This is a genomic window from Kitasatospora sp. NPDC127111 (assembly GCF_042677465.1).
Taxonomy (GTDB): domain Bacteria; phylum Actinomycetota; class Actinomycetes; order Streptomycetales; family Streptomycetaceae; genus Kitasatospora.
This window is the reverse complement of the sequence record NZ_JBHXTG010000003.1, coordinates 222,699-244,445: the sequence shown is the minus strand read 5'-3', so window position 1 is coordinate 244,445 and position 21,747 is coordinate 222,699. Positions and strand designations below refer to the sequence as shown.

Annotated in this window: 16 protein-coding genes; 10 read left to right on the top strand and 6 right to left on the bottom strand. The window is 76.4% G+C overall.

Features of this window, described 5'->3' with window-relative positions; all coding sequences use genetic code 11:
- Nucleotides 1-91: 91 nt before the first annotated feature.
- Both ACFVHB_RS04165 and ACFVHB_RS04160 read right to left on the bottom strand, forming a co-directional pair.
- Nucleotides 92-742, bottom strand: a complete 651-nt coding sequence (locus ACFVHB_RS04165; protein WP_380314727.1) for a hypothetical protein — start codon at nt 740-742, stop codon at nt 92-94.
- Between the two features lie 205 nt (nt 743-947).
- Nucleotides 948-2,303 (bottom strand): hypothetical protein, encoded by a 1,356-nt coding sequence (locus ACFVHB_RS04160; RefSeq protein WP_380314725.1) that lies wholly within the window; start codon nt 2,301-2,303, stop codon nt 948-950.
- A gap of 208 nt (nt 2,304-2,511) precedes the next feature.
- Between ACFVHB_RS04160 and ACFVHB_RS04155 the strand changes: the two genes are divergently transcribed.
- Complete coding sequence (locus ACFVHB_RS04155) at nt 2,512-3,681, top strand: exonuclease SbcCD subunit D (protein ID WP_380314723.1); 1,170 nt, start codon at nt 2,512-2,514, stop codon at nt 3,679-3,681.
- Nucleotides 3,678-6,728 carry an AAA family ATPase gene (locus ACFVHB_RS04150; protein ID WP_380314721.1) on the top strand — a complete coding sequence of 1,017 codons (3,051 nt, stop codon included), beginning with the start codon at nt 3,678-3,680 and terminating at the stop codon, nt 6,726-6,728. The genes ACFVHB_RS04155 and ACFVHB_RS04150 overlap by 4 nt, the downstream gene beginning before the upstream one ends.
- A gap of 62 nt (nt 6,729-6,790) precedes the next feature.
- On the opposite strand, the gene ACFVHB_RS04145 is transcribed toward ACFVHB_RS04150, so the two are convergent.
- Entirely contained in the window at nt 6,791-7,447 is a 657-nt protein-coding gene (locus tag ACFVHB_RS04145) for a hypothetical protein (RefSeq protein ID WP_380314719.1), read from the bottom strand.
- 431 nt (nt 7,448-7,878) lie between these two features.
- On the opposite strand from ACFVHB_RS04145, the gene ACFVHB_RS04140 reads away from it, so the two are divergent.
- The 6 genes from ACFVHB_RS04140 to ACFVHB_RS04115 all read left to right on the top strand — a co-directional run bounded on the left by ACFVHB_RS04140 (nt 7,879) and on the right by ACFVHB_RS04115 (nt 16,632).
- Nucleotides 7,879-8,490 carry an LmbU family transcriptional regulator gene (locus tag ACFVHB_RS04140; protein WP_380314717.1) on the top strand — a complete coding sequence of 204 codons (612 nt, stop codon included), beginning with the start codon at nt 7,879-7,881 and terminating at the stop codon, nt 8,488-8,490.
- A gap of 299 nt (nt 8,491-8,789) precedes the next feature.
- Nucleotides 8,790-9,569 carry a phytanoyl-CoA dioxygenase family protein gene (locus tag ACFVHB_RS04135; RefSeq protein ID WP_380314715.1) on the top strand — a complete coding sequence of 260 codons (780 nt, stop codon included), beginning with the start codon at nt 8,790-8,792 and terminating at the stop codon, nt 9,567-9,569.
- 82 nt (nt 9,570-9,651) lie between these two features.
- A complete protein-coding gene (locus tag ACFVHB_RS04130; RefSeq protein ID WP_380314713.1) occupies nt 9,652-11,667 on the top strand; it encodes an NAD-dependent epimerase/dehydratase family protein in 2,016 nt (671 codons plus the stop codon).
- A gap of 164 nt (nt 11,668-11,831) precedes the next feature.
- Entirely contained in the window at nt 11,832-13,670 is a 1,839-nt protein-coding gene (gene asnB / locus ACFVHB_RS04125; RefSeq protein WP_380314711.1) for an asparagine synthase (glutamine-hydrolyzing), read from the top strand.
- Between the two features lie 228 nt (nt 13,671-13,898).
- Nucleotides 13,899-15,128 carry an MFS transporter gene (locus tag ACFVHB_RS04120; RefSeq protein ID WP_380314709.1) on the top strand — a complete coding sequence of 410 codons (1,230 nt, stop codon included), beginning with the start codon at nt 13,899-13,901 and terminating at the stop codon, nt 15,126-15,128.
- A gap of 190 nt (nt 15,129-15,318) precedes the next feature.
- Nucleotides 15,319-16,632 (top strand): UDP-glucose dehydrogenase family protein, encoded by a 1,314-nt coding sequence (locus tag ACFVHB_RS04115; RefSeq protein WP_380314707.1) that lies wholly within the window; start codon nt 15,319-15,321, stop codon nt 16,630-16,632.
- Between the two features lie 58 nt (nt 16,633-16,690).
- Here the strand turns inward: ACFVHB_RS04115 and ACFVHB_RS04110 are convergent, their stop codons facing one another.
- On the bottom strand, nt 16,691-16,942 hold the full coding sequence (locus ACFVHB_RS04110) for a hypothetical protein (RefSeq protein ID WP_380314705.1): 252 nt from the start codon (nt 16,940-16,942) through the stop codon (nt 16,691-16,693).
- Nucleotides 16,943-17,113: 171 nt separating this feature from the next.
- Between ACFVHB_RS04110 and ACFVHB_RS04105 the strand changes: the two genes are divergently transcribed.
- Nucleotides 17,114-17,752: a DUF1990 family protein gene (locus ACFVHB_RS04105; protein ID WP_380314703.1), complete on the top strand. Its 639-nt coding sequence runs from the start codon at nt 17,114-17,116 to the stop codon at nt 17,750-17,752.
- An 8-nt stretch (nt 17,753-17,760) separates the two neighbouring features.
- Here the strand turns inward: ACFVHB_RS04105 and ACFVHB_RS04100 are convergent, their stop codons facing one another.
- Together ACFVHB_RS04100 and ACFVHB_RS04095 are read right to left on the bottom strand one after the other, a co-directional pair.
- The gene (locus ACFVHB_RS04100; protein WP_380314701.1) at nt 17,761-18,198 is read right to left on the bottom strand and encodes a YjbQ family protein; all 438 of its coding nucleotides are present in this window, start codon (nt 18,196-18,198) and stop codon (nt 17,761-17,763) included.
- A gap of 262 nt (nt 18,199-18,460) precedes the next feature.
- Complete coding sequence (locus ACFVHB_RS04095; RefSeq protein WP_380314699.1) at nt 18,461-18,727, bottom strand: hypothetical protein; 267 nt, start codon at nt 18,725-18,727, stop codon at nt 18,461-18,463.
- Nucleotides 18,728-19,396: 669 nt separating this feature from the next.
- Between ACFVHB_RS04095 and ACFVHB_RS04090 the strand changes: the two genes are divergently transcribed.
- Nucleotides 19,397-21,607, top strand: a complete 2,211-nt coding sequence (locus tag ACFVHB_RS04090) for a CDP-glycerol glycerophosphotransferase family protein (RefSeq protein WP_380314697.1) — start codon at nt 19,397-19,399, stop codon at nt 21,605-21,607.
- The last annotated feature ends 140 nt before the right edge of the window (nt 21,608-21,747 follow it).

The window sequence follows — 21,747 nt, the reverse complement described above, 5'->3', positions numbered from 1 at the left end:
CCTGCGCGATCTGGCACAACCGAGCCACCGGCCGACCCGTCACCCGCTCGCTCATCGCCTACGACCACTGACCGACTTCGGAACTACTCGTCTAGACCGAGCCCGAGCCCGGACCCGGGGGGACGGCGCCGGGGTGGACCGGGCCGGGGAAGACCTCGCAGCCCTCGACCGGGAGCTCCTCGATGGTCTCGTTGGCGGCGGCGGGCACGCCGAGCCGGCGGACGCCGGCCGACACCGCGGCGCGGGCCTGCCGCAGGCCGGGCTCGCCCCAGCCGAGCAGCTCGACCGCGAGGCCGGGCGCGACCAGCAGCCGCCGGTAGTGCCGCCCCGAGGCCGGGTCCGGCGCGCTGGGGCCGACGGCCCGCAGCGCCGCCGCCATCCGGACCCGGGCGCACTCGTGGCCGCCGTTCGCCGAACCCACCCGGTCGTAGAGGTAGCCGAGGTAGTACGGCGTGCCGATCAGCGCCTGGGCCTCCTCGGCCGCCTCACGGGCCAGGGCGGACCCCGGATCGCCCGCGTCCTCGGGCTCCAGCGAGCCGCCGGGCAGCGAGACGATGCCGTCCCTGGGGTTGACCAGGGTCAGCACCCGGCCGTCGGGCGCGAACAGCCAGCCCCAGGACTGCTTGACCGGCAGCCCGGCGGGTACGCACTCACCCGGTCGCCACGGCCAGCCCGCGGTGGGACGCCGTCGCACCTTGCCGAGCAGTTCGGCGATCTCCGCGCTGTACTCGATCCGGCTCATGCGTCCCCCTTTCGGTGTCGGGCTCGCCGGACCGACGGTGCGCGGGGAGGACCTGCGGCGCGCGGTTCAGGGCGGAGCGGCGGAGGCGGCGGGGTGGGGCACCGCCCGCCTCTGCTGTTGATCTTCCCCGAAATCTTCCCCGAACAGGCGGTCGATGAACAGTCCCCAGCGCCGCATGGTGGACACGGAGGCCTGAAGCACCTGGTCAGCCCAGGGGCCCACCGCCGTCCTCCGGCGGCTGGCCCGCCTCCGGAAGGTCGCCCGGGAAACCCCCGTCCGGAACGTCGTCCGGGAAACCCTCGTCCGGGAAGTCCTCCGGGTGGCCCACGTCCGGGAAGCCGGGCAGGACGAACCCCGGCAGCGGGACGGCGCCCGGCGGGAAGGGCAGGCCCCGGCCCACGTCGTCGGCGAGCGAGTCGAACACCTCCGGCCCCGACATCGGCCGCAGCCGCCCGTCCGCCAGCGCCCAGCCGCGCACCACCTGGCCGCCGGGCGCCGCGGGATCGCCGTGCAGCAGCAGCGCGCCCGCGCCGCCGGCGGCCGCGCCCGCCGCCAGCGTGACGCAGAACGCCTCCGCGTCCCGGCCGCCGTCGAACAGCCGGCCGGCCCGGATCCGGACCTCGGACGCGGCGGTGAGCTCCTCGCCGTCCTCCGGTCCGTGGCAGCGCAGGGTCAGCAGGTGGCGCCCCTCGCCGGCACCCTCCGCCAGCGCCAGGTAGACCGAGGTGACGTACCGCATGACCGCGACCAGCCGCGGCTGCCCGGCCGGCCCCTCCCCGACCGCCGCCAGCAGCGCACCGCAGGCGACGGTGATCCGCACCCGGGCGCGGTGGTCGTCGGCGAGCAGCGGCAGCAACGCGGTCAGCCGCTCCCCCGCGTAGACGAAGGGCTCGCCGGCCAGCTCCGGGTCGGCCGCGAACGCGACCCGCGCGGCCGCGCCCGCCGGGTCGAAGCCGAAGGCCTCGCAGTAGTCCTCGTAGTCGGCCGGTTCGAGCACCCGCAGGTGCACCTCCACCCCCTCCGCGCGCAGGGCCCTGAGCTGGGACTCCGTCCGGCGCAGGTACTCCCGGAAGGCGAGCCGGCCGAACAGGCCGTGGCGGGCCAGCCCGGCGAAGTCGGCCGCCCGCACGGCCAGCGCGAACGCCACCGGCAGCGGCGGCGGCGCGCCGCGCGAGCGACCCCGCTGCCGCGCCCGGGCACCCGGCCCGCCCGGCACGACGGGACCGCCCCGGCCCGCGCCGCCCGCCGCACCGCCCGGTGGCCGGCCGACGCCGCGCCCGCCGGACGGCGGACCACCCGGCGGACCGCCCGAAGGACCGCCACCGGCCGGCCCGCCCGGACCGGGCCGCCGCACCGCCGACCGCACCGGCGGACTCCCGGACGGCCGCCCGGGCGGCGCCGGCGCCCGGCGCCCGCCGGACACCGCGGCGGCACGCGCCCCCTCCCCCGCCCGGACCCGCACGCCCACCCGGGCCCGCACCCGCCGCACCCGCCGCGCCACCGGCTCGGCGAGGTCCAGGCACCGGGACCGCACGTCGAAGAACTGGGACTGCACGGACATCGTTCCTCCCACTGGATCGTGATCACGCACGCGGCCACCTCGGCCGCACAGGCGCACCTCCCCGGATCCCGGGGCCGCGCCGGCGATCGCGACCATACACACCGTCACCGACAATCCACCGAGAGCGACCACCGGGCCGCCCTCCCCGGCACCCCCGCGCCCCCTGATCGGGCCCGGTTGTCAGTGACGGACGTTAGGGTCGGGGACCATGCGACTGCTGCATACCTCCGATTGGCATCTCGGGCGCTCCTTCCACCGGGAGAGCCTGCACGACGCCCAACGCGCCTTCCTGGACCACCTCGTGACCGTGGTCCGGACGGAGCGCGTGGACGCCGTGCTGGTCGCCGGCGACGTGTACGACCGGGCGCTGCCGGGCCTGGAGGCGGTCGCCCTGTTCGACGACGTGCTGCACCGGCTGGCCGCCCTGGGCGTGCCCACCGTGTTCATCAGCGGCAACCACGACTCGGCCCGCCGGCTGGGCGTCGGCGCCGGCCTGATCGGCCGGGCCGGCGTCCACCTGCGCACCGACCCGGGCGAGTGCGCGGTGCCCGTCCTGCTGGCCGACGAACACGGCCCGGTCGCGGTCTACGGCCTGCCCTACCTGGAGCCGACGCTGGTGCGCGAGCAGTTCGGGCTGGAGCGCGGCGGCCACGCGGCGGTGCTCGGCGCCGCGATGGACGCCGTCCGCGCCGACCTCGCCGAGCGCCCCGCGGGCACCCGCGCCGTGGTGCTGGCGCACGCCTTCGTCACCGGCGGCGCGCCGAGCGACAGCGAGCGGGACATCGCGGTCGGCGGGGTCGCGTCGGTGCCCGCGGCCGTCTTCGACGGCGTGCACTACGCCGCGCTCGGCCACCTGCACGGCTGCCAGACGCTCGCCCCGCACCTGCGCTACAGCGGCTCCCCGCTCGCCTACTCCTTCTCCGAGGCCCGGCAGCGCAAGACCATGTGGCTGGTCGACCTCGCCGCCGACGGCTCGGTCACCGCCGAGCGGGTCGACTGCCCGCAGCCGCGCCCGCTGGCCTGCCTGCGCGGCCGGCTCGAAGAGCTGCTCACCGGCGAGGAGTACGCCGAGCACGAGCAGCACTGGGTGCAGGCCACCCTCACCGACCCGGTCCGCCCGGGCGAGCCGATGGAGCGGCTGCGCCGCCGCTTCCCGCACACCCTGCAGCTGCTGTTCGACCCCGAGGAGACCGAGGCGGCCGCCTCCCCCTCGTACGCGGCGCGGGTGAGCGGGCGCGCCGACCTGGAGATCGCCGAGGGCTTCCTGCGGCACGTCCGCCCCGGCGCCGAGCCGGACCCGGACGAGCTGGGCTGGCTGCGCGAGGGCTTCGAGACGGTCCGCGCGACCGGCGAGCGGAAGGCGGAGCTGCCCCGATGAGACTCCACCGGCTCACCGTCACCGCCTTCGGCCCGTTCGCCGGCACCGAGACGGTGGACTTCGACGCGCTCGCCGCCGGCGGCCTCTTCCTCCTGCGCGGGGCGACCGGCGCGGGCAAGAGCAGCGTGCTGGACGCGGTCTGCTACGCCCTCTACGGCGAGGTGCCCGGCACCCGCCGGGCCAACCGGCTGCGCAGCGACCACGCCGACCCGGCGCGGCTGACCGAGATCCGCCTCGAACTCACGCTCGGCGGGCGGCGGCTGCAGGTCACCCGGCTCCCGGAGCAGCTCCGGCCGAAGAAGGTCGGCAAGGGGACGACCGTCGAGCGGGCGCAGACGCTGCTGCGCGAGTGGGCGGCCGACGCCGGCGACGGTGCCCCGGGGTGGCGGGCGGTCAGCAAGTCCCACCAGGAGGCCGGGGAGGAGATCCACCGGCTGATCGGGATGAGCCGGGACCAGTTCTGCCAGGTGGTGCTGCTGCCGCAGGGCGACTTCGCGCGCTTCCTCAAGGGCGACTCGGAGGAGCGCGGCAAGCTGCTGCGGCGGCTGTTCGACACCGAGCGGTTCCAGCACGTCGAGTCCTGGCTCGCCGAGCAGCGCCGGGCCCAGGAGTCCGCCGTCCAGGCCGGCCGGCGCCGGCTGCGGGACTTGGCCAGCAAGGCCGAGCAGGCGGCCGGCCCGCAGGCCGAACCGGCCGACGGCTGGGTGCCGGCCGAGGACGAGCCGGCCCACGCCGCCGCCGAGCTCACCGCCGGTGTGCTCGGCTGGGCCGCGATCCTGCGCAGCGGGGCCGCCGAGCAGCTGGCCGTCGCCGACGCCGCGCTGGCCGGAGCCGAGGCCGGTCACCGCGCGGCCCAGCGCGCCCGGGCCGGGGCCGAGGAGCTGGCCGGCCTCCAGCGGCGTCACCAGGCGGCGGCGCGCGAGGCCGCCCGGCTCACCGAGGGCGGTCCGGCGATGGAGCGCGACCGCCGCCGGCTGGCCGACGCCCAGGCGGCCGTCGGCGTGGAGTCCGTGCTGCACCTGCGCCGGGCCGCCGCCGAGGCCCACCGTGCGGCCGCCGAGGAGGAGCGCCGACGCCGGGCGGCCCTCGCCGCCGTGCCCGGTGGCGAGGGCGCCGCGCTGTCCCGGGCCGGCGCCGAGGAGCTGGCCCGGGCCGAGCACCGGCTGCGGGCCGAGGTGGTCCGGCTGGAGGCGGCCCAGGCCGACGAGCGGAAGTGCCTGGTGCTCGCCCGCGAGCAGCAGGCGCTGGACGCCGACCGGTGCCGCGCCGAGGAGCTCGCCGAGGAGGCGGCCGACTGGCTGGCCGAGTTCGACGGCCGGCTCGGCGCGCTGCAGGAGGAGCAGACCGCCGCCCGCGCGGCCGGCACCCGGGTCGAGCAGCTGGACGCCCGGCACGCCGAGGTCACCGAGCGGCTGGCCGCCGCGCGCCGGCGGGACGCGTTGCGGGCCGAGATCAGGGCGGCCGAGCCGCGGGCGCTGGCGCTGCGCGCCGAGGCGCTGGACGCCCGCGAGCACAGCCAGGACCTGCGCGAGCGCCGGCTCACCGGCATGGCCGCCGAGCTGGCGGCGCAGCTGCGGTCGGGCGAGGCCTGCCGGGTCTGCGGTTCGCCGGAGCACCCCGAGCCGGCCCGCCCGGCCGGCGGTCAGGTCGGCGCGGAGGACGAGGAGCGCGCCCGGGCCGCCCAGGCGGCGGCCGAGCAGGCGGCCGACGCCGCCGAGCGGGAACTGGCGGGCCTCCAGGTGCGCGAGGCGGCCGCGGCCGGCGCGGCCGGGCCGGACGGCGCGGAGTCCCTCGCCGAGGCGCTGGCCGCGGTGGAGCGGGAGCGCCGCGAGGCGCTGCGGGCGGCGGAGTCGCTGGGCCCGCTCACCCGGCAGCTCGAACGGCTGGCGGACGACCGGAACCGCCGGCTCGCCGAGCTGCGCGACGCCGGTGAGCGCACCGCCGTGCTCACCGACCGGATCCAGGCGCTCGACTCCGAGCAGGAGGAGCTCGGCCGCAAGGTCGCGGCGGCGCGCGGCGACGCGCCCTCGGTGGCCGACCGGGCCGCGGCACTCGCCCGGCTCGCGACCGCCGTGGCGGCGCTCGCGGAGGCGGCGCGGGCCGCGGCGGACGCGGTGCTGCGCCTCCGGGACGCCGAGGACGAACTGGCCCGGGCCGCCGCGACGGCCGGGTTCCCGGATGCGGAGGCGGCCGCGGCGGTCCTGCTGCCGAAGGAGCGGCGCGAGCAGCTGGAAGGCCGGCTCGCCCGGTACCACTCGGAGCTGGCGGCCGCGCAGCAGCAGCTCACCGAGCCGGAGCTGGCCGCCGCCGCGGCCCGCCCGCCGGCCGACCTGCCGGGCACCCAGGCCCGGCTCCAGGCGGCCGTCGACCGGCTGCGCCGGGCGCACGCCGCGCAGGAGGCGGCCCGCGAGCGCTGCGCGGCACTGGCCGCGATCGGCCGGCAGCTGGCGGAGCTGGCCGCCTCGCTGGCCCCGGCGCTGGACCGGTTCGCCCGGATCAACCGGCTCGCCGCCCTCGCCGCCGGCACCTCCGCCGAGAACCGGCTGCGGATGCGGCTGGAGTCGTACGTCCTGGCCGCGCGGCTGGAGCAGGTGGCCGCCGCGGCCAGCGAGCGCCTGGTGCGGATGTCCGGCGGCCGGTACACCCTCGTCCACAGCGACGACCGGGGCACCGGAAACAAGCGCTCGGGCCTCGCGCTGCGCGTGGTGGACGCCTGGACCGGCACCGAGCGGGACACCGCGACGCTGTCGGGCGGCGAGAGCTTCTTCGCCTCGCTCGCGCTGGCGCTGGGCCTGGCCGACGTGGTCACGGACGAGGCGGGCGGCATGCCGCTGGACACGCTCTTCATCGACGAGGGCTTCGGCTCGCTCGACGAACAGACCCTGGAGGAGGTGATGGACGTCCTCGACGGCCTGCGCGAGCGGGACCGCGCGGTCGGCATCGTCAGCCACGTCGCCGACCTGAGGTCCCGGATCCCGGCGCAGCTGCTGGTCCGCAAGGGCCGCCACGGCTCCACCCTCGCCCTGGCGACGCGCGAGCACGCCTAGTCCGCGGCCACACCGGCCCTCGCCCAGCCGGACGGGCCCACGCCCCGGGCCAGGGGGACGGCTCAGTGCGCGGGGGCCGCGGTGGCCGGGGCGGCCGGGGTGGCGAAGGCGATCATGGCGGGCCAGGTCGGATGGGGTTCGTCGGTGGCGGCGTACCAGTCGCCGGGGCCGACGCGCTCCTCCCAGGCCAGGTGGTGCTCGGCGACGGCGTTGACCAGGTCGGCGGCGAGCCGTCCGGCCTCGTGGAGGTCCTGGTCGGGGGACTGCGAGCTCGCGCCGACGATCTGGCCGCGGACCTCGGCGGAGTGCCCGTAGCGGAACGCGCCGCTGCCGCACAGGTGGGGGTCGACGAGGACGGCCTCGCCGTGGTTGCGCCCGAGCCGGCGGTGGCCCGCGGCCTTGGCGGCGGCGTTGACCAGGAAGCGGTGGCCCTCCTCGCCGACGGTGACGACCGCCAGGACGGCCCGCTCGTCCGGCACCCAGCGGGGGGCCGTCGGGTCCAGCAGGACGAAGCCCATGCTCGCCCGGGGGTAGGGGCCGCGGGGCGCGTCGGCGGGCGCGGCGGTGTGGTTGCGCCAGATGCTCTCGGCGCGGCGCAGGGCGAGCTCCGTCAGCAGTTCGGCGAACCCCTCGTCGTCGAGCATGTAGGCGTACGGGTTCAGCCGGTGCTGGACGCGCACGGGCAGCCCGTGTGCGGAGACGCTCTCCCGGACGGTCACGGGGATTCCCTTCGGTGGTGGGCGCGGGTTCGGCGATTGTTGCCGCCGGGGCCGACGGGACGCCAGGGTTCGAGGGCTGCCCGGCCGCACGGCGTCCGGCCCCGGCGACGGCCTGCCCCGGCGACGTCCGGCCCTCGCGACGGCCTGCCCCGGCGACGGCCTGCCCTGGCGGCGTTCGACCCCGGCGACGTCCGGCCCTCGCGATGTCCCACTCCGGCGTGGATGACCGGGATGCGCGGGTTCCACCCGAAGCTGGGGAAAAGGACCGGTCGCGCTCAGGAGGCTGACGCGGCCATGTCCCGCCGGCGGGACGGCGGGCCCGGATCTACTGGTCTAGACCTTGAAGTGGTGCCGTTCGTTCCCCAAAATGATCAGCTGTTGCTGAAGAACGGGGAGGATGTGCAGTGAGGGATGCAGATCGGCAACACGATGTGAGGATTCTGGGGAGGCGCGCCGGAAGGGGGTATGAAGTCTCCCGGGACCAGACCTCGCTCACCCTTCCAGCGCGCCTCCCCATCGACGTGTGGCTGCGCATCGGGCAGAATCTCGGGGCCACCGTGGATTCCGCCACCTGGTGGCTCGGCGATTGGCTCGTCTACGGGCAGGAGCGCTATCCGGAGCGCTATCGGAAAGCCGTCGAGGAAACGTCGCTGGATTACCAGACCCTGCGCAACTACGCCTGGATCGCCCGGAAGTTCCCGCCCGGGCGGAGGCGGCCGGCACTGAGCATGCAGCACCACGCCGAGGTCGCCTCACTGGCCCCCCAGTCCCAGGACAGCTGGCTCGACCGCGCCCAGGAGGGCGGTTGGTCCCGCAACGAACTCCGGCGCCGGATCCGGTCCGCCGCGATCCCCCGGGCGGGCGCCCGCCCGCTCGCGGTCGAGCTGCGACTGGCCGTCACGCACGCACGGCGCGGGCTGTGGGAGGACGCCGCCGACCGGGCCAACTGCGACCTGGCCGAGTGGATGCTCGCCGCCCTGGACGCCGCCGCCCGCACCAGCGCGGAGGACCGCGACCGGATCCGGGTCGCCGAGGCCGGCTGACCTCCCCGACCACCGGACCCGCCCCGAGGCGACGGGTCACCCGCCCCGACCCGGCCACCCCGACCGGCCACCCGATCAGCCACCCGACCGGCAGTGCCGGCCGGCCCCTTCGACGCCCCCACCGATGAAAACCGGCCGCCCGGTCGGCCGCCCCACCAGGGCCGCCCGGAAACAACGACCGGTACCGATTCCCATTCGTGTCCGTGAAATTCCGCGCCGTGATCCAGCGTGCCCGGAAACCCGCTCCCAGGTTTCCGGAGCGGTGCCGGAACCATCAAGGAAGGAAAAGGTTTCCGCCCATGGCAACGAGCACCCCCACCGACCTTGCCAAGACGTTCCGGGAGGACGGTTTCACCTTCGCCGGAACGCTGCTCTCCCCCGAAGAGGTCGAGCTCTACCGCGACATTTACCAGCGATTCCTGAGCGGCGCGATCGAAAGCGGCGACAAGCGCTCCGACCTCGGCTCGCACGCACCCCGCGCCGAGGGCGCGGCCGAGAACATCACGCAGATCATGTGGCCCTCCGCGCTGCACGGGCCGATCCTCGACCTCCCGCTGCACGACCGGGCGCTGGCCCTGGCCCGCGAGCTGATCGGCGAGGACGCGGCGCTCGACTTCGACATGCTGATCCACAAGGGCGCCCGCACCGGCGTTGCGACGCCCTGGCACCAGGACGCGGCCTACTGGATCGACCTGCCGGACACCCGGGCGGTCTCGATCTGGGTGGCCCTCGACGACGCCGTCCCCGACAACGGCTGCATGTGGTACGTCAAGGGCTCGCACACCGAGCCGTTGCGCCCGCACCGGCCCACCAGCGACGGCAAGAACATCGAGACCGACTGCTCCGAGGACGAGCCCGGCGCCACCGCGGTGCCGGTGTCGGCCGGGCAGGCCGTCGCCCACGCCGGCGGCACCCTGCACTACTCCCGCGGCAACACCACGGACGGGGTCCGGCGGGCGTACATCCTCAACTACCGGCCCGTCGACATGATCCGGTTGGAGCGCGCGCAGGGCTCGGACCACGGCCTGGAGGACAACGAGCGCAAGGTGCGCAACGCGAGCGCCGCCACCTCCGACTGAAGCCGGCCCGAGCCCGGCCGGCCCGGCCGGACCGTCCTTCCCCGACACCCCGCTCGTCCCCCCACCCCAGTGAGGTAGTCCCATGGATGCCACCAGTCCTGATGCCGCCCACCCCGCCGCCACGAGTCCCGGTGCCGCCGGCCCCGCCGCCACCAGCCGTCCGGTGAGGCTCAGCGGCGCGGTGATGAGCCACCCCAAGCGCGAGACGGAAGCCCGCCGTCTCGCCGACGCCGACCCGCACGGCCGGGTGCGCGTGGTGATGGACCCCGAGCCCGACGGGCGCCCGACGGCGCTGCGCGTCGCCCCGCTGTCCTGGTCCTGCGTGGACCCGGGCGCCACGCACCACCTGGTGCTCCAGGACGACGTGGTGCTGGCCGAGGGCTTCTACGAGCACGCCGAGCGGATCGCGGCGGAGGTCCCGGACGAGGCGGTCGCGTTCTACGCCGGCTGGGAGGCCCGCAACGGCGCCGTCGCCCGGCTCGCCGCGCTGACCGGCACCCCCTGGGCGTACACCCTCCAGGAGCACGTGCCCTGCCAGGCGCTGATGCTGCCGGCCGGGGTGGCCCGGGGCTACGCCCGGTTCCAGGAGGAGCACGGCGAGGGCTGGCCGTACGACGTGGTGGTGCAGCGGTACCTCAACTCGCTCGGCGTCCCGGTGCGGTTCTGCACGCCCAGCACGGTGCAGCACGACGACCTGCCCAGCCTGGCCGGCAACACGTACCACGGCTTCCGCCAGGCCACGCTGTTCACCGGCGGCACGGTCCTCGCCACCGCCACCGCCACCGCCACCGCGCCCGCCGGAACGGCCCACACCACGCCGGCCGCCACCGGGCCGGACGCCACGGGGGCGGCCGGAGCCGCCCCGGCCGGCCCGTGCCCGCGCTTCCCCGTCGTGCCGTTCTACCAGTACGGCGAGGCCCGGTGCGCCGTGCGGCACGGCACGGAGTGGGAGTACCTGGAGACCGAGCGGTACCTGCGGCGCGCCGGGCTGCTCGACGCCTGCCTCGCCGGGTTCGCCGCCGCCGGGCCCTCCGCCCTGCCCGCCGGCGCCGACCGGGCCGTCTGGCTGACCGCGTTCGCCCTCGGCGTCGTCACCGCCGACGCGCCCGCGCCGGACCCGGCCGTGGCGGCGGCGGTGATGGAGACGCTCGGCTCGGGCGGCCTGTGCGAGGAGTACCCCGCCGGACAGCTGCTGGCGATGGCCCCGGCGGTGCGGGACCTGGCCCTGGCCGCCCTGGCCGACGGCCGCCGGGCGGGCGCCGAACCCTCCGCGCGCACCCCCCGGCCCCAACCGCTCGCCCGGGTCGCCGTCACCGGCGCCGCGGCCGACTTCGGCCGCCAACTGGCGCGGCTGCTGGCCGACGCCGGCCACGACGCCGAGCACCTGCCGGGCCCGGTCGACGCCGCGGACCTCGACGGCGTCCGGTACGTGGTCCACCTCGGCCGCCCGGGAGCCGACGGGCTGCTGGCGGACGTGCTCGCGGCGGCCGGCAAGGCCGGGGTGGCGCGGCTGGTCTACGCCGGCTCGGCGGCCGTCTACCGCGGCAGCGGCGAGGCCGTCGTGACCGAGGACTCCCTGACGGGGGCCCCGGCGGACGAGGTGGCGCTGGGCTGGTGGCAGGAGGAGCAGCGGTGCCGCCGGTGGGGCGAGGAGCACGGCGTGCCGGTCCAGGTGCTGCGCTCGGCCGACCCGGTCGGCCCGTACGCCGCGGCCGACAGCCCCGCCGTCCGGTGGGTCCGCCTGGCGTGGACCAGGCGCCCGCTGTCGCTCAACCCGCTGGGCAGGCACCAGGTGCTGGACCACCGGGACCTGGCCGACGCGCTGCACACCGTGCTGTCCGCCCCGCCGACCACGCCGGTCTTCAACGTCGCCTCGGCGGCCTTCTCCGAGCAGGACCTCGCCGGGCTGCTCGCCGACGTCTCGCGCCGCACCCCGTGGGAGTGGGTCCAGGACCCGACGGTCGAGCAATGGACCATGGCGACCGGGCTGATCGAGTCCGAGCTGGACTGGCGCGCCTCGGGCGAGCTCCGCGAGAGCCTGCGCGCGCTCGCCCAGTGGTACGCCTGCGACATCCACGGCGACTACACCGTCCGGTAGCCGGTAGCCGGTCCCCCGTCGCCTGGCCCCCCTGGCCTCCCCCGGTCGCCTCCCCCGGTCGCCTCCCCCGGTCGCCGGCCCCGGTCGCCTGGCCCCGGTCGCCGGCGCCCTCCCTCCTCCCGCGTCGCCCGTCTCCCTCCCCGTCCCCTCTCCCTGGAGTACGCATGTCCGGTATAGCTGGTTGGGTCGACTTCTCCCGCGACGTCGCGGGAGCGCAGGACGTCGCCCGGGCCATGACGGCGGCCCTGGCCCGACGCGGCCCGGACGGCGAGGGCCTGTGGTGCTCGGCGCACGCGGCGCTCGGCCACCGGTGGTCCGGCCACGCCCGCGACGGCGGCGGGCTGCCGCTGGTGGCCGGCGACGGCTCCGGCCCGCACGCGGTGGTCACGTACGCGGGCCACCTCACCAACCTCGGCGAGCTGCGGGCCGGGCTCGGCGCGGCCGGTCGCCGCACCGAGGCGGGCACCGACGCCGAAGCCGTGCTCCAGGCGTACCTGGAGTGGGGGGCCGACTTCGTCACCCGCCTGGAGGGGACGTACGCCCTCGCCGTCTGGGACGCGCGGCGGGAGGAGCTGCTGCTGGTCCGCGACCGGATGGGCGTCAAGCCGCTGTTCTACGCGCGGACCGCCGACGGGGTGCTGTTCGGCTCCGAGCCGAAGGCGGTCCTCGCCCACCCGGACTTCGAGCCGGCCGTCGACGCCGACGGGCTGCGGGACATCCTCTCCGTGGCCAGGGTGCCTGGGCACGCGATCTTCCGGGGCATGCGGGAGGTCGTGCCCGGCAGCACCCTGCGGGTCGGCCGCGCGGGCGCCGTCGAGCGGCCGTACTGGCGGCTGAGCGTGGGCGAGCACCCGCACGACCTCGAACGGACCGTCGCCACCGTGCGGGAGCTGCTGGAGGCGGGCGTCGCCGCGCACCTGGACGGCGAGGAGCTCCCGTGCTCGCTGCTCTCCGGCGGGCTCGACTCCAGCTCGCTCACCGCGCTGGCCGCCCGGGCCGCCCGTGACCAGGGCCGCGGGCCGATCCGCTCGCTCGCCGTCAACGACCACGACCCCGCCGGGGAGGCCGGCGAGCAGGGCAACGAGGACCACGTCTACGCCCGGCTGATGGCGGACCACGTCGGCGCGGAGCACGGCGAGGTGTCGCTGCGGGGACTCGACCTGCTCGACCCGGCGCTGCGGGCCGCGGTGCTCGGCGCGTACGACGTCCCGATCAACAAGGGCGACCAGTACGCCTCGCTGCGCCTGCTGTTCGGCGCCGCCCGCGAGCACGCCGCCGTCGCGCTCTCCGGGGAGTGCGGCGACGACGTCTTCGGCGGCTACAACTGGAACCGCCTGCCCGAGTGGGTCGCCTCCGACACCTTCCCGTGGGTGGACGAGGGACGGCCGCGCTTCCGGGGCACCGACGTCCTGTTCGACCGCGGCCTGCTCGACGACCTCGACCTGGCCGGCTACGAACGCGACTGCCACAGCGCGGCGGTCGCCGAGCTCGCGGCCGGCGACCACCTCCGGGACCCGGTCGAGGCCCGCTACCGCGAGGTCACGTACCTGGCGCACACCCGGCACACCCGGGTGCTGTTCGACCGGCTCGACCGACTCGGCACGGCCGCCGGGCTCGACATCAGGGTCCCGTTCGCCGACCCGCGCCTGGTCGAGTACACCTTCAACATCCCGTGGGAGATGAAGCGGTTCGACGGCCGGGAGAAGAGCCTGCTGCGCGCGGCCATGGCCGGTCTGCTCCCGGACGCGGTGGCGATGCGGATCAAGACGCCCTACCCGAACCTCCGGGCCGGGGCCTACGACCGGGTGCTGCGCGAGCGGCTGGCCGAGGTCGTGCTGGCCCCGGAGAGCCCGATCGCCCCGCTGCTCTCGGCCGGGCTCAGGGACGCGGTGGCGCGCCGGGGGACGGCGGCGTTGGAGGACGGGGTCAGCCGGGCGGCGCTGGAGACGGCGCTGCAGACGGACAGCTGGCTGCGCACCTACGGGGTGCGGCTCGACCTGTGAGCCGGGGCCGGCCCGCCCGCCGGCCACCCAGCGCCGGCCACCAACCGCCCGCCACCACTCGGCCGCCCACCCGCCACCGCCCGCCCGCCCGCCCCCGCTCAGGCATCCCCCTGCTCGGCCGCCACCGCTCAGGCATCCCGCCTGCTCGGCCGCCACCGCTCAGGCATCCCGCCCGCTCGACCGCCGACCGCCCGCCCGGGCGGCGGACCTCCCGAAGGAGCCCCCTCCATGGTCACGACCGTGGCCGCGCCCGCCCGCCTCTGGACCCGGAACTTCGGCCTCTACTTCACCGCCCGCACCATGGCGGTGCTCGGCGACACGATGATCCCGGTCGCCACGGCCGTCGCCATGCTCGCGCTCGGCTACGGGGTGGGCGCGGTCGGCCTCACCCTCGGCGCCTGGATGGCGGCGTTCGCGCTGTTCGTCGTGTTCGGCGGGGTGTTCGCCGACCGGTTCCACCCGCGGCCGCAGATGATCGGCGCGGACGCGCTGCGCTGCGCGGTCCAGGCCGCGCTCGCCGGCTACCTGTGGCTCGGGCGGCCGCCGCTCGGGGTGCTGGTGGCGGCGGCGGTCCTCGGCGGCCTGGCGACCGCCCTGTTCCAGCCGGGCCTGACCAGCCTGGTGCCGCAGGTCGCCGCGGACCCGCAGCAGGCGAACGGCGTGCTGCGGGTCAGCCAGGGGATCGCCGCCATGGCCGGCCCGGCGCTGGCCGGCACCCTGGTGGCGTCCGTCTCGGCGGCCTCGGTGTTCGCCGCGACCGCGCTCACCTTCGTGGTGAGCGGGGCGTGCCTGGCGGCGCTGCGACTGCCGCCGTTCGAGGCGGACCGCTCGACCTCCACCCTGGAGAACCTGCGCACCGGCTGGGACGAGTTCCGCTCCCGGTCCTGGCTGTGGACCGTGATCCTGATCTGGTGGGTCCTGGGCGTGTCCGTCTGGGGCCCGATCACGCCGGTCGGCGCGGTCTCCATCATCGACGCGCACGGCAAGGCCGCGTTCGGCTGGGCCGAGAGCGCGTTCGGGGTCGGCTGCGTGCTCGGCGGCCTGCTCGCGATCAGGATCCGCCCGGCCCGCCCGCTGCTCGGCGGGGCCGTCGCGATGCTGCTCTTCCCGCTGATGCCGCTGTCGGCGGCACTGGTGCCCCCGGTGCCGCTGCTGGTCCTCGGGTACGCGGTGAGCGGCGTCGGCTGGGCGTTCTGGGGCGTCCAGTGGGCCACCTCCGTCCAGACCCAGATCCCCGAGGACCGGCTCAACCGGGTGGCCGCGTACGAGATCGCCGGGTCGATCCTGGCCGTCCCGCTCGGCCAGGCGGTCGCCGGACCGGCCACCGGCCTGCTGGGCGCGCACCGGCTGCTGTTCGCGGGAGCGGTCGTCGGACTCGGCTGCGCCGTCGCCCTGCTCCTCGTGCGCCCCGTCCGCCGGCTGCCCCGGACCCTCACCCCGGACGTCCGCGGCGCCTGAGCACCCGACCTGCCCGGCGCACCCCACCCGCCCGACGCGCCCCAGTCACCACCCGCACGCGCCCCGCCCGCCCCACGCATGCCCCCCCCCCCCCGCACGCGCCGCACCCCACGCACCCGACCACCCGAGGACCACGGGGCCGTCGAGACGGCACCGCCCGGACCGGACCACCACGGACAGGAGACACCACGTGCGGTACCGCATGACGGTCATCGGCACCGGCTACCTGGGCATCACCCACGCCGCGTGCATGGCCGAACTGGGCCACCAGGTCCTCGGCCTGGACATCGACGCCGACCGGGTCCGCCGGCTCGGCGACGGCGAACTGCCCATCCACGAGGAAGGGCTGGCGGAGCTGCTGCGCCGGGGCCTCGCCTCCGGCCGGCTGCGCTTCACCACCGACTACCGGGAGGCCGCGGACTTCGGCGACGTGCACTTCCTCTGCCTCGGCACGCCGCAGCGCAAGGACGGGCCCGCGGCCGACGTGTCACAGCTCGACGCCGCCGTGGACGCCCTGGCGCCGCACCTGACCCGGCCGTGCCTGGTGGTCGGCAAGTCCACCGTGCCCGTGGGCACCGCGGCCCGGCTGGCCGACCGGCTGCGCACCCTGGCGCCGGCCGGCGAGGACGTCGACCTGGCCTGGAACCCCGAGTTCCTGCGCGAGGGCCACGCCGTCCGGGACACCCTCGCCCCGGACCGCGTCGTGCTCGGCGTGCGCACCGACCGGGCCGAGCGGACGCTGCGCGAGGTGTACGCGCCGCTCGGCGAGGTACCCGTCGTGGTGACCGACCACGCCACCGCCGAACTGGTCAAGGCGGCGGCGAACGCCTTCCTCGCCACCAAGATCTCCTACATCAACGCCATGGCCGAGGTCTGCGAGGCCGCGGACGCGGACGTGGTCCGGCTCGCCGAGGCCCTCTCGTACGACGACCGGATCGGCGGGCGGTTCCTGCGCGCCGGGCTCGGCTTCGGCGGGGGCTGCCTGCCCAAGGACATCCGGGCCTTCCGGGCCCGCGCGGACGAACTGGGGGCCGGCCGGGCGCTGTCCTTCCTGGGCGACGTCGACGCGATCAACCTGCGCCGCCGCGCCCGCGTCGTGGAGCTCGCCCGGGAACTGGTGGGCGGCTCCTTCGAGGGACGCCGCATCGCCGTCCTCGGAGCGGCGTTCAAGCCGGACTCCGACGACATCCGGGACTCCCCGGCCCTCGACGTGGCGGCGGCCATCGGTGCCCGGGGCGGAGCCGTCGCCGTGTACGACCCGGCCGCGCTGGACAACGCCCGCAAGGCGTACCCCGAGCTCGGCTACGCCACCTCGGCCACCGAGGCGGCCCGCGGGGCGCACGCCGTCCTGCTGCTCACCGAGTGGCGGGAGTTCGCGGAGCTCACCCCGGGACGGCTGGAACCGCTGGTCGCCGCGCGCAACCTCGTCGACGGGCGCAACGTGCTCGACCCGGCCGGGTGGCGGGCGGCCGGGTGGAACTACCGCTCCCTCGGGCGCCGCTGACGCGACGGGAGCGCGTGCACGGCCCAGGAGCCGCGGAGCGGGCCCGGGAAGCCGGTGGTCAGCCCGAGCAGGCGATCCGCTGGGCCTGCTGCCAGGCGCACACCGGGCACAGCGTGCTGCCCGGGTGGTCGGCGGGCAGCTCGGTCGGCTCGCCGCAGAGCACGCAGTCGGCGCGCGGTCCGGTCGGCCCGGGGTGGTGCCTCAGCGCGGCCTCGGCCGCCTCGGCCCCGGGCGGGGCCGGGGCGCAGACCACGCCGTCGTCCGTCCCGGCGCCCTCCGGCAGCGCACCGGTCACCGCTTCGTCGCTCATGCCGCCTTCCTACTCCGGTCCCCGCGCCGGGGCAAGGCCGCCCCTGGCCGGGCCGAGGTCCCGCTCCCCGGGCCGGGCCGAGCCCGCGAGCCGCTCCGAGCCCGCGAGCCCGCGGGCGGCCGGGAGCCCCCGGGGCGATCCCGACCGCCCGCCCTCCCGTACCGTGGCGCCGTGTCCGAGAACCTCGCCCGGCGCCTGGCCGCCGCCCGCTCCGCCTCGCCCACCTACCCCGAGGTGGGCGCCACCCGGGGCGCCCGGCTGCCGTCCGGGTACGCGCGGCTGCGGCGGCGCGTCCACCTCGGGCACGGGCCGGCCGTGCTGGAGCGGGCCGGGCGGTACGTGCTGGGCTGGGGCTGCCAGCTCGGCACCGGCTTCGCCGTCCACCCGTACGCGCCGGCCGAGGAGGGCGCGACCGTCCTGCTCCGGCTGACCCTGCCCCGGCTGCGCCGGCCCCGCGTGGTGATCCCGTGCCGGGTGGTGTGGACCGTGGACGAGCCGGACCGGATCGGCTTCGCGTACGGGACGCTGCCCGGGCACCCCGAGTGCGGCGAGGAGGCGTTCCTGGTGAGCATGGACGCGGCGGGCGAGGTCTGGTTCGAGGTGACCGCGTTCGCCCGGCTCGCCGCCTGGTACGCCCGCCTCGGCCGCCCGGTGGCGGTGCTCTGCCAGTACCTGGCGATCGAGGGCTACCTCGCCGCGGTGTCAGCCGCCGTCGCCGACCCCGCCGACACGGGCGCCCCCGGCACGGGCTCCCCCGACACGAGCACGCCCGGCACGGGCTCTCCCGGGCCGGCCGAGGAGGAGCGGTAGCGGCCGCGTCAGCCCAGGAACGAGAGCCGGACCGTCCGGCGCGGGTTGTCGCCGTTGGTGTCCACCAGGACGACCGACTGCCAGACGCCCAGCGCGAGTTGGCCGCCGATCACGGGCAGGGTGGCGTGCGGGGCGACCAGGCCGGGGACGACGTGGTCGCGCCCGTGGCCGGGGCTGCCGTGCCGGTGGCGCCAGCGGTCGTCGGCGGGGAGCAGGTCACGCAGCGTCGCGAGGAGGTCGTCGTCGCTGCCCGAGCCGGTCTCCAGCACGGCGATGCCGGCCGTGGCGTGCGGCACGAAGACGTTGAGCAGGCCGTCGCGTCCGGCGGCCCGGTCGGTGAGGAACGCGGCGCAGCGGTCGGTGATGTCGAGGGCGACCTCGCGGCTGCCCGTGGTGATCTCGATGGTGGTGGTCTGGAAGGGCGTGGAGTGGATGTTGTCCGCCATGCCGCCATCCTCACCCACGTCCGGGGGTGGACCGGCCCGCCTCGCCGTCTCCCCTTGCCAGGGAGGCAAGGTGCCGTAGGCTGACGGGTTCGGGTCCGCACCCGCCGCAGCGAGGTTCCGCGAACCACCGGCGGACCCGGTGGACCTGTGGGACCCGGCTCACCCGGTGGACCCGGCCGGCCCGGCCCCGGGCACACCAAAGACCCGACGGTCCCTGGGGTCCGTCGGGCCGGATGCCGGTCGGCGCGGAGGTCCGGGGACCCTAGCCGCGACTCCCGAAGAGGCTCCGCCGCAGCCGGCGCAGCGGCGCCAGCAGCGACACCCGCACATGGCGGCGCGGCGCGGTCGGGGCGCCGACGCCGCGCGGCGTAAGCTCCCTTATCAACCCGAGCGCCTCGGCGGTGTCCACCGCCGGGAGTGCGGGCGCGCCGAGCACAGCCAGGTGTCGGTCGATCCGACGGCCGGTCGCGCCGACGCCGCACTGGATCGCCGGCACGCGGGGCCGAGTCCGCACTTGCATGTGTTCCATCTGAATTCCCACCCCTACGAGGCGCCAGGGCCGTGAGGCGAAGACTATCCGTGACAGACGGCCTTCGCGCAACCGTCCTGGTGTCCTGCCACCGTATCGTGCGGCGTCAACTGACGATGCACCAGGGGCCACCCCTCCGGTCACGACTAGGCATCAATGATGGTGCACGACCGGGCCCCCGTCACCGGGCCCTCGGGGGCACTGGCCCGGCGCCTGCCTCCGAGGCACGCGCCGGGCGCGCAGGGTCACCGTCGGTCACGGTCCGCACCGGGCGGCGCCCGTCGAGCTCCCCGCACTACCTGTTCGGAGGTTTGTCGATGAATCCCTAGGACAATCACTTCAGGAAGTGAACACATTCGGGGGATTGACGTCGAGGAAACCTCCAAGCAATATCTTCATCAGTCCACGCAGACCGGGTCACCGTTCAACTGTGTGTTCGACTGATGAAGATCTCCGGCTCCCCCGAGCCACTGCCCGGCCGCCTCGACGCTGCGGTGGCCAAGGCTCGGGAGGTGCCCGGACAGGCGGCCGGCCGTAGAGGGTCGGCCGGGTCGCCACCAGGCTGCCGGTGCCGCCCCGTCCAGGGGCCCGGCACCGGCGGTTCCGGGGCCGGCCGCGAGGCGCCCCGGGCAGCTCCGCCCCCGGCGGCCCTCGGTAGACTCACCCAGCGTGCCAGTACTCCTCAGCATCGTCCTCCCGGTCCACGGAGTGGAGCGCTACCTGCCCCGCTGCCTCGACTCGATCCTGGAAGCCACTCCCGCCGCGGAGACCCGCTTCGAGGTGATCGCGGTCGACGACCTCTCCCCCGACCGCTGCGGCGCGATCCTGGACGAGTACGCGGCCCGCGACCGCCGGCTGCGCGTGCTGCACCTCACCGAGAACCAGGGCCTCGGCGGCGCCCGCACCGCCGCGCTCCCCGAGGTGCGCGGCGAGTACGTCTGGTTCGTCGACAGCGACGACTGGCTGCCCGAGGGCACCGTCTCCGTCCTCCTGGACGAGCTCGCCCAGGAGCTCAGGCGCGGGACCCGCGGCCAGGACCCGGCCGACGTGCTGCTCACCGACTTCACCCACGTCTACCCGGACGGCGGGACCGAGCCGAACCCCTGGCGGCACGTGCTGGTCGGCTCCCCGCTGGTCGAGGGCGCGACACTGGCCGAGCACCCGGCGCTGTTCCGGACCGTGATGTCGGTGTGGAACAAGGTGTTCCGCCGCGAGTTCCTGCTCGGTCTCGGCGTCTCCTTCGGGCGCGGCTACTACGAGGACATCTCGGTCACCTACCCCGCCCTGCTCGCCGCCGAGCGGCTGCGCTACCTCGACCGCCCCTGCTACTTCTACCGGCGCGGCCGGGCCGGCGCGATCACCGCCACCGCCTCCCCCAAGCACGCGGACGCCTTCGCCCAGTACGACGCGATCTTCGCCTTCCTGGACCGCCCGGACCGGCCCGGCCGCCCGGTGCCGGACTCCCTGCGCACCCTGGTCTTCGACCGGACCGTCAAGCAGGCGCTCACCGTCTACGACACCCCGGGGCTGGTCCCGGTGGAGCGGCGCAAGGACTTCTTCCGGCGGATCTCCGAGCACTTCGCCCGGCACCGCCCGGCCGGCTACCGCTTCCCCGGCGGCGTGCGCGGCGTCCAGTACCGGCTCGCGGCGCGCGGCGCGCGGGTGGCGTACGCGGAGCTGCGGCGCACCGGGCGGCTTCCGCGCGAGCTCAAGCGAGGGGCGCGCGCGGTGGCGCCGGCGGTGAAGAAGGGGGTGCGCAGCAGCGCCCGGTTCACCGCGTACAACGCGTTCCGCCGGCTGCCGCTGGACGAGCACCTGGCGGTCTACGCGGCGTACTGGCACCGGGGCTACGCCTGCAGCCCGGCGGCGATCTACGAGAAGGCGAAGGAGCTGGCGCCGGACGTCCGGGGCGTCTGGGTGGTGGAGAACCGCACCCAGGCGGCCACGCTGCCCGCCGGGGTGCCGTACGTGATCGTCAACACACCCGCCTACCTGAAGGCGATGGCGACCGCCAAGTACTTCGTCAACAACGTGAACTTCCCGCGCACCATGGTGAAGCGGCCGGGCACGGTGCACGTCCAGACCCAGCACGGCACGCCGCTGAAGGCGATGGGGATGGACCTCAGGGACCACCCGGTGGCGGCGGACGGAATGGACTTCGACCGGCTGCAGGAGGCCATCGACCGCTGGGACTTCCTGGTCTCCTCCAACCCGCACACCAGCGAGCACTTCGCCCGGGCCTTCCCCGGCCGCTACGAGATGCTGGACACCGGCTACCCGCGCAACGACCGGCTGGCCAACGCCACCCCGGCCGAGGTGGCCGCGATGCGGGAGCGGTTCGGCCTGGCGCCGGGCCGCACGGCGGTGCTGTACGCGCCGACGCACCGCGAGGGCAGGGGCGGGTACGTGCCGCTGCTGGACGTGCGCGAGCTGGCCCGGCGGCTCGGGCCCGGCTTCACACTGCTCGTCCGCACGCACTACTTCCACACCGGCGGCCCGGGCGACCTGGCGGCGGGCGCGGGCGCGGCGGAGATCGTGGACGTCTCGGCGCACCCGACCGTCGAGGACCTCTACCTGGCTGCGGACGTGCTGGTCACCGACTACTCGTCGATGATGTTCGACTACGCGGTGCTGGACCGGCCGGTGGTGATCTTCGCGCCGGACTGGGACGAGTACCGGCAGAACCGGGGCGTCTACTTCGACCTGTTCGAGCAGCCGCCGGGCGCGGTGACGGTGGACGCCGACGGGCTGGCGAAGGCGCTGCTGGCGGGTGACCCGGAGCCGGCGGCGCGGGCGCGGTTCCGCGAGCGGTTCTGCCCGTGGGACGACGGCGGGGCGGCCGAGCGGGTGGTGCGGCGGGTGTTCCCGGTCAAGGGCTGACGGGCCCGGCCGGGCGTGCCGGAGCCTGACGTGCCGCGGCGGCCTGACGGGCCCCCGGGCCCCCGGGGAGCGCCGGGAGGCGGTCCCGCGAAAGCCGACGGCGGGGCTCCCGGGCGGACCCGGGCGCCCCGCCGAGCGGG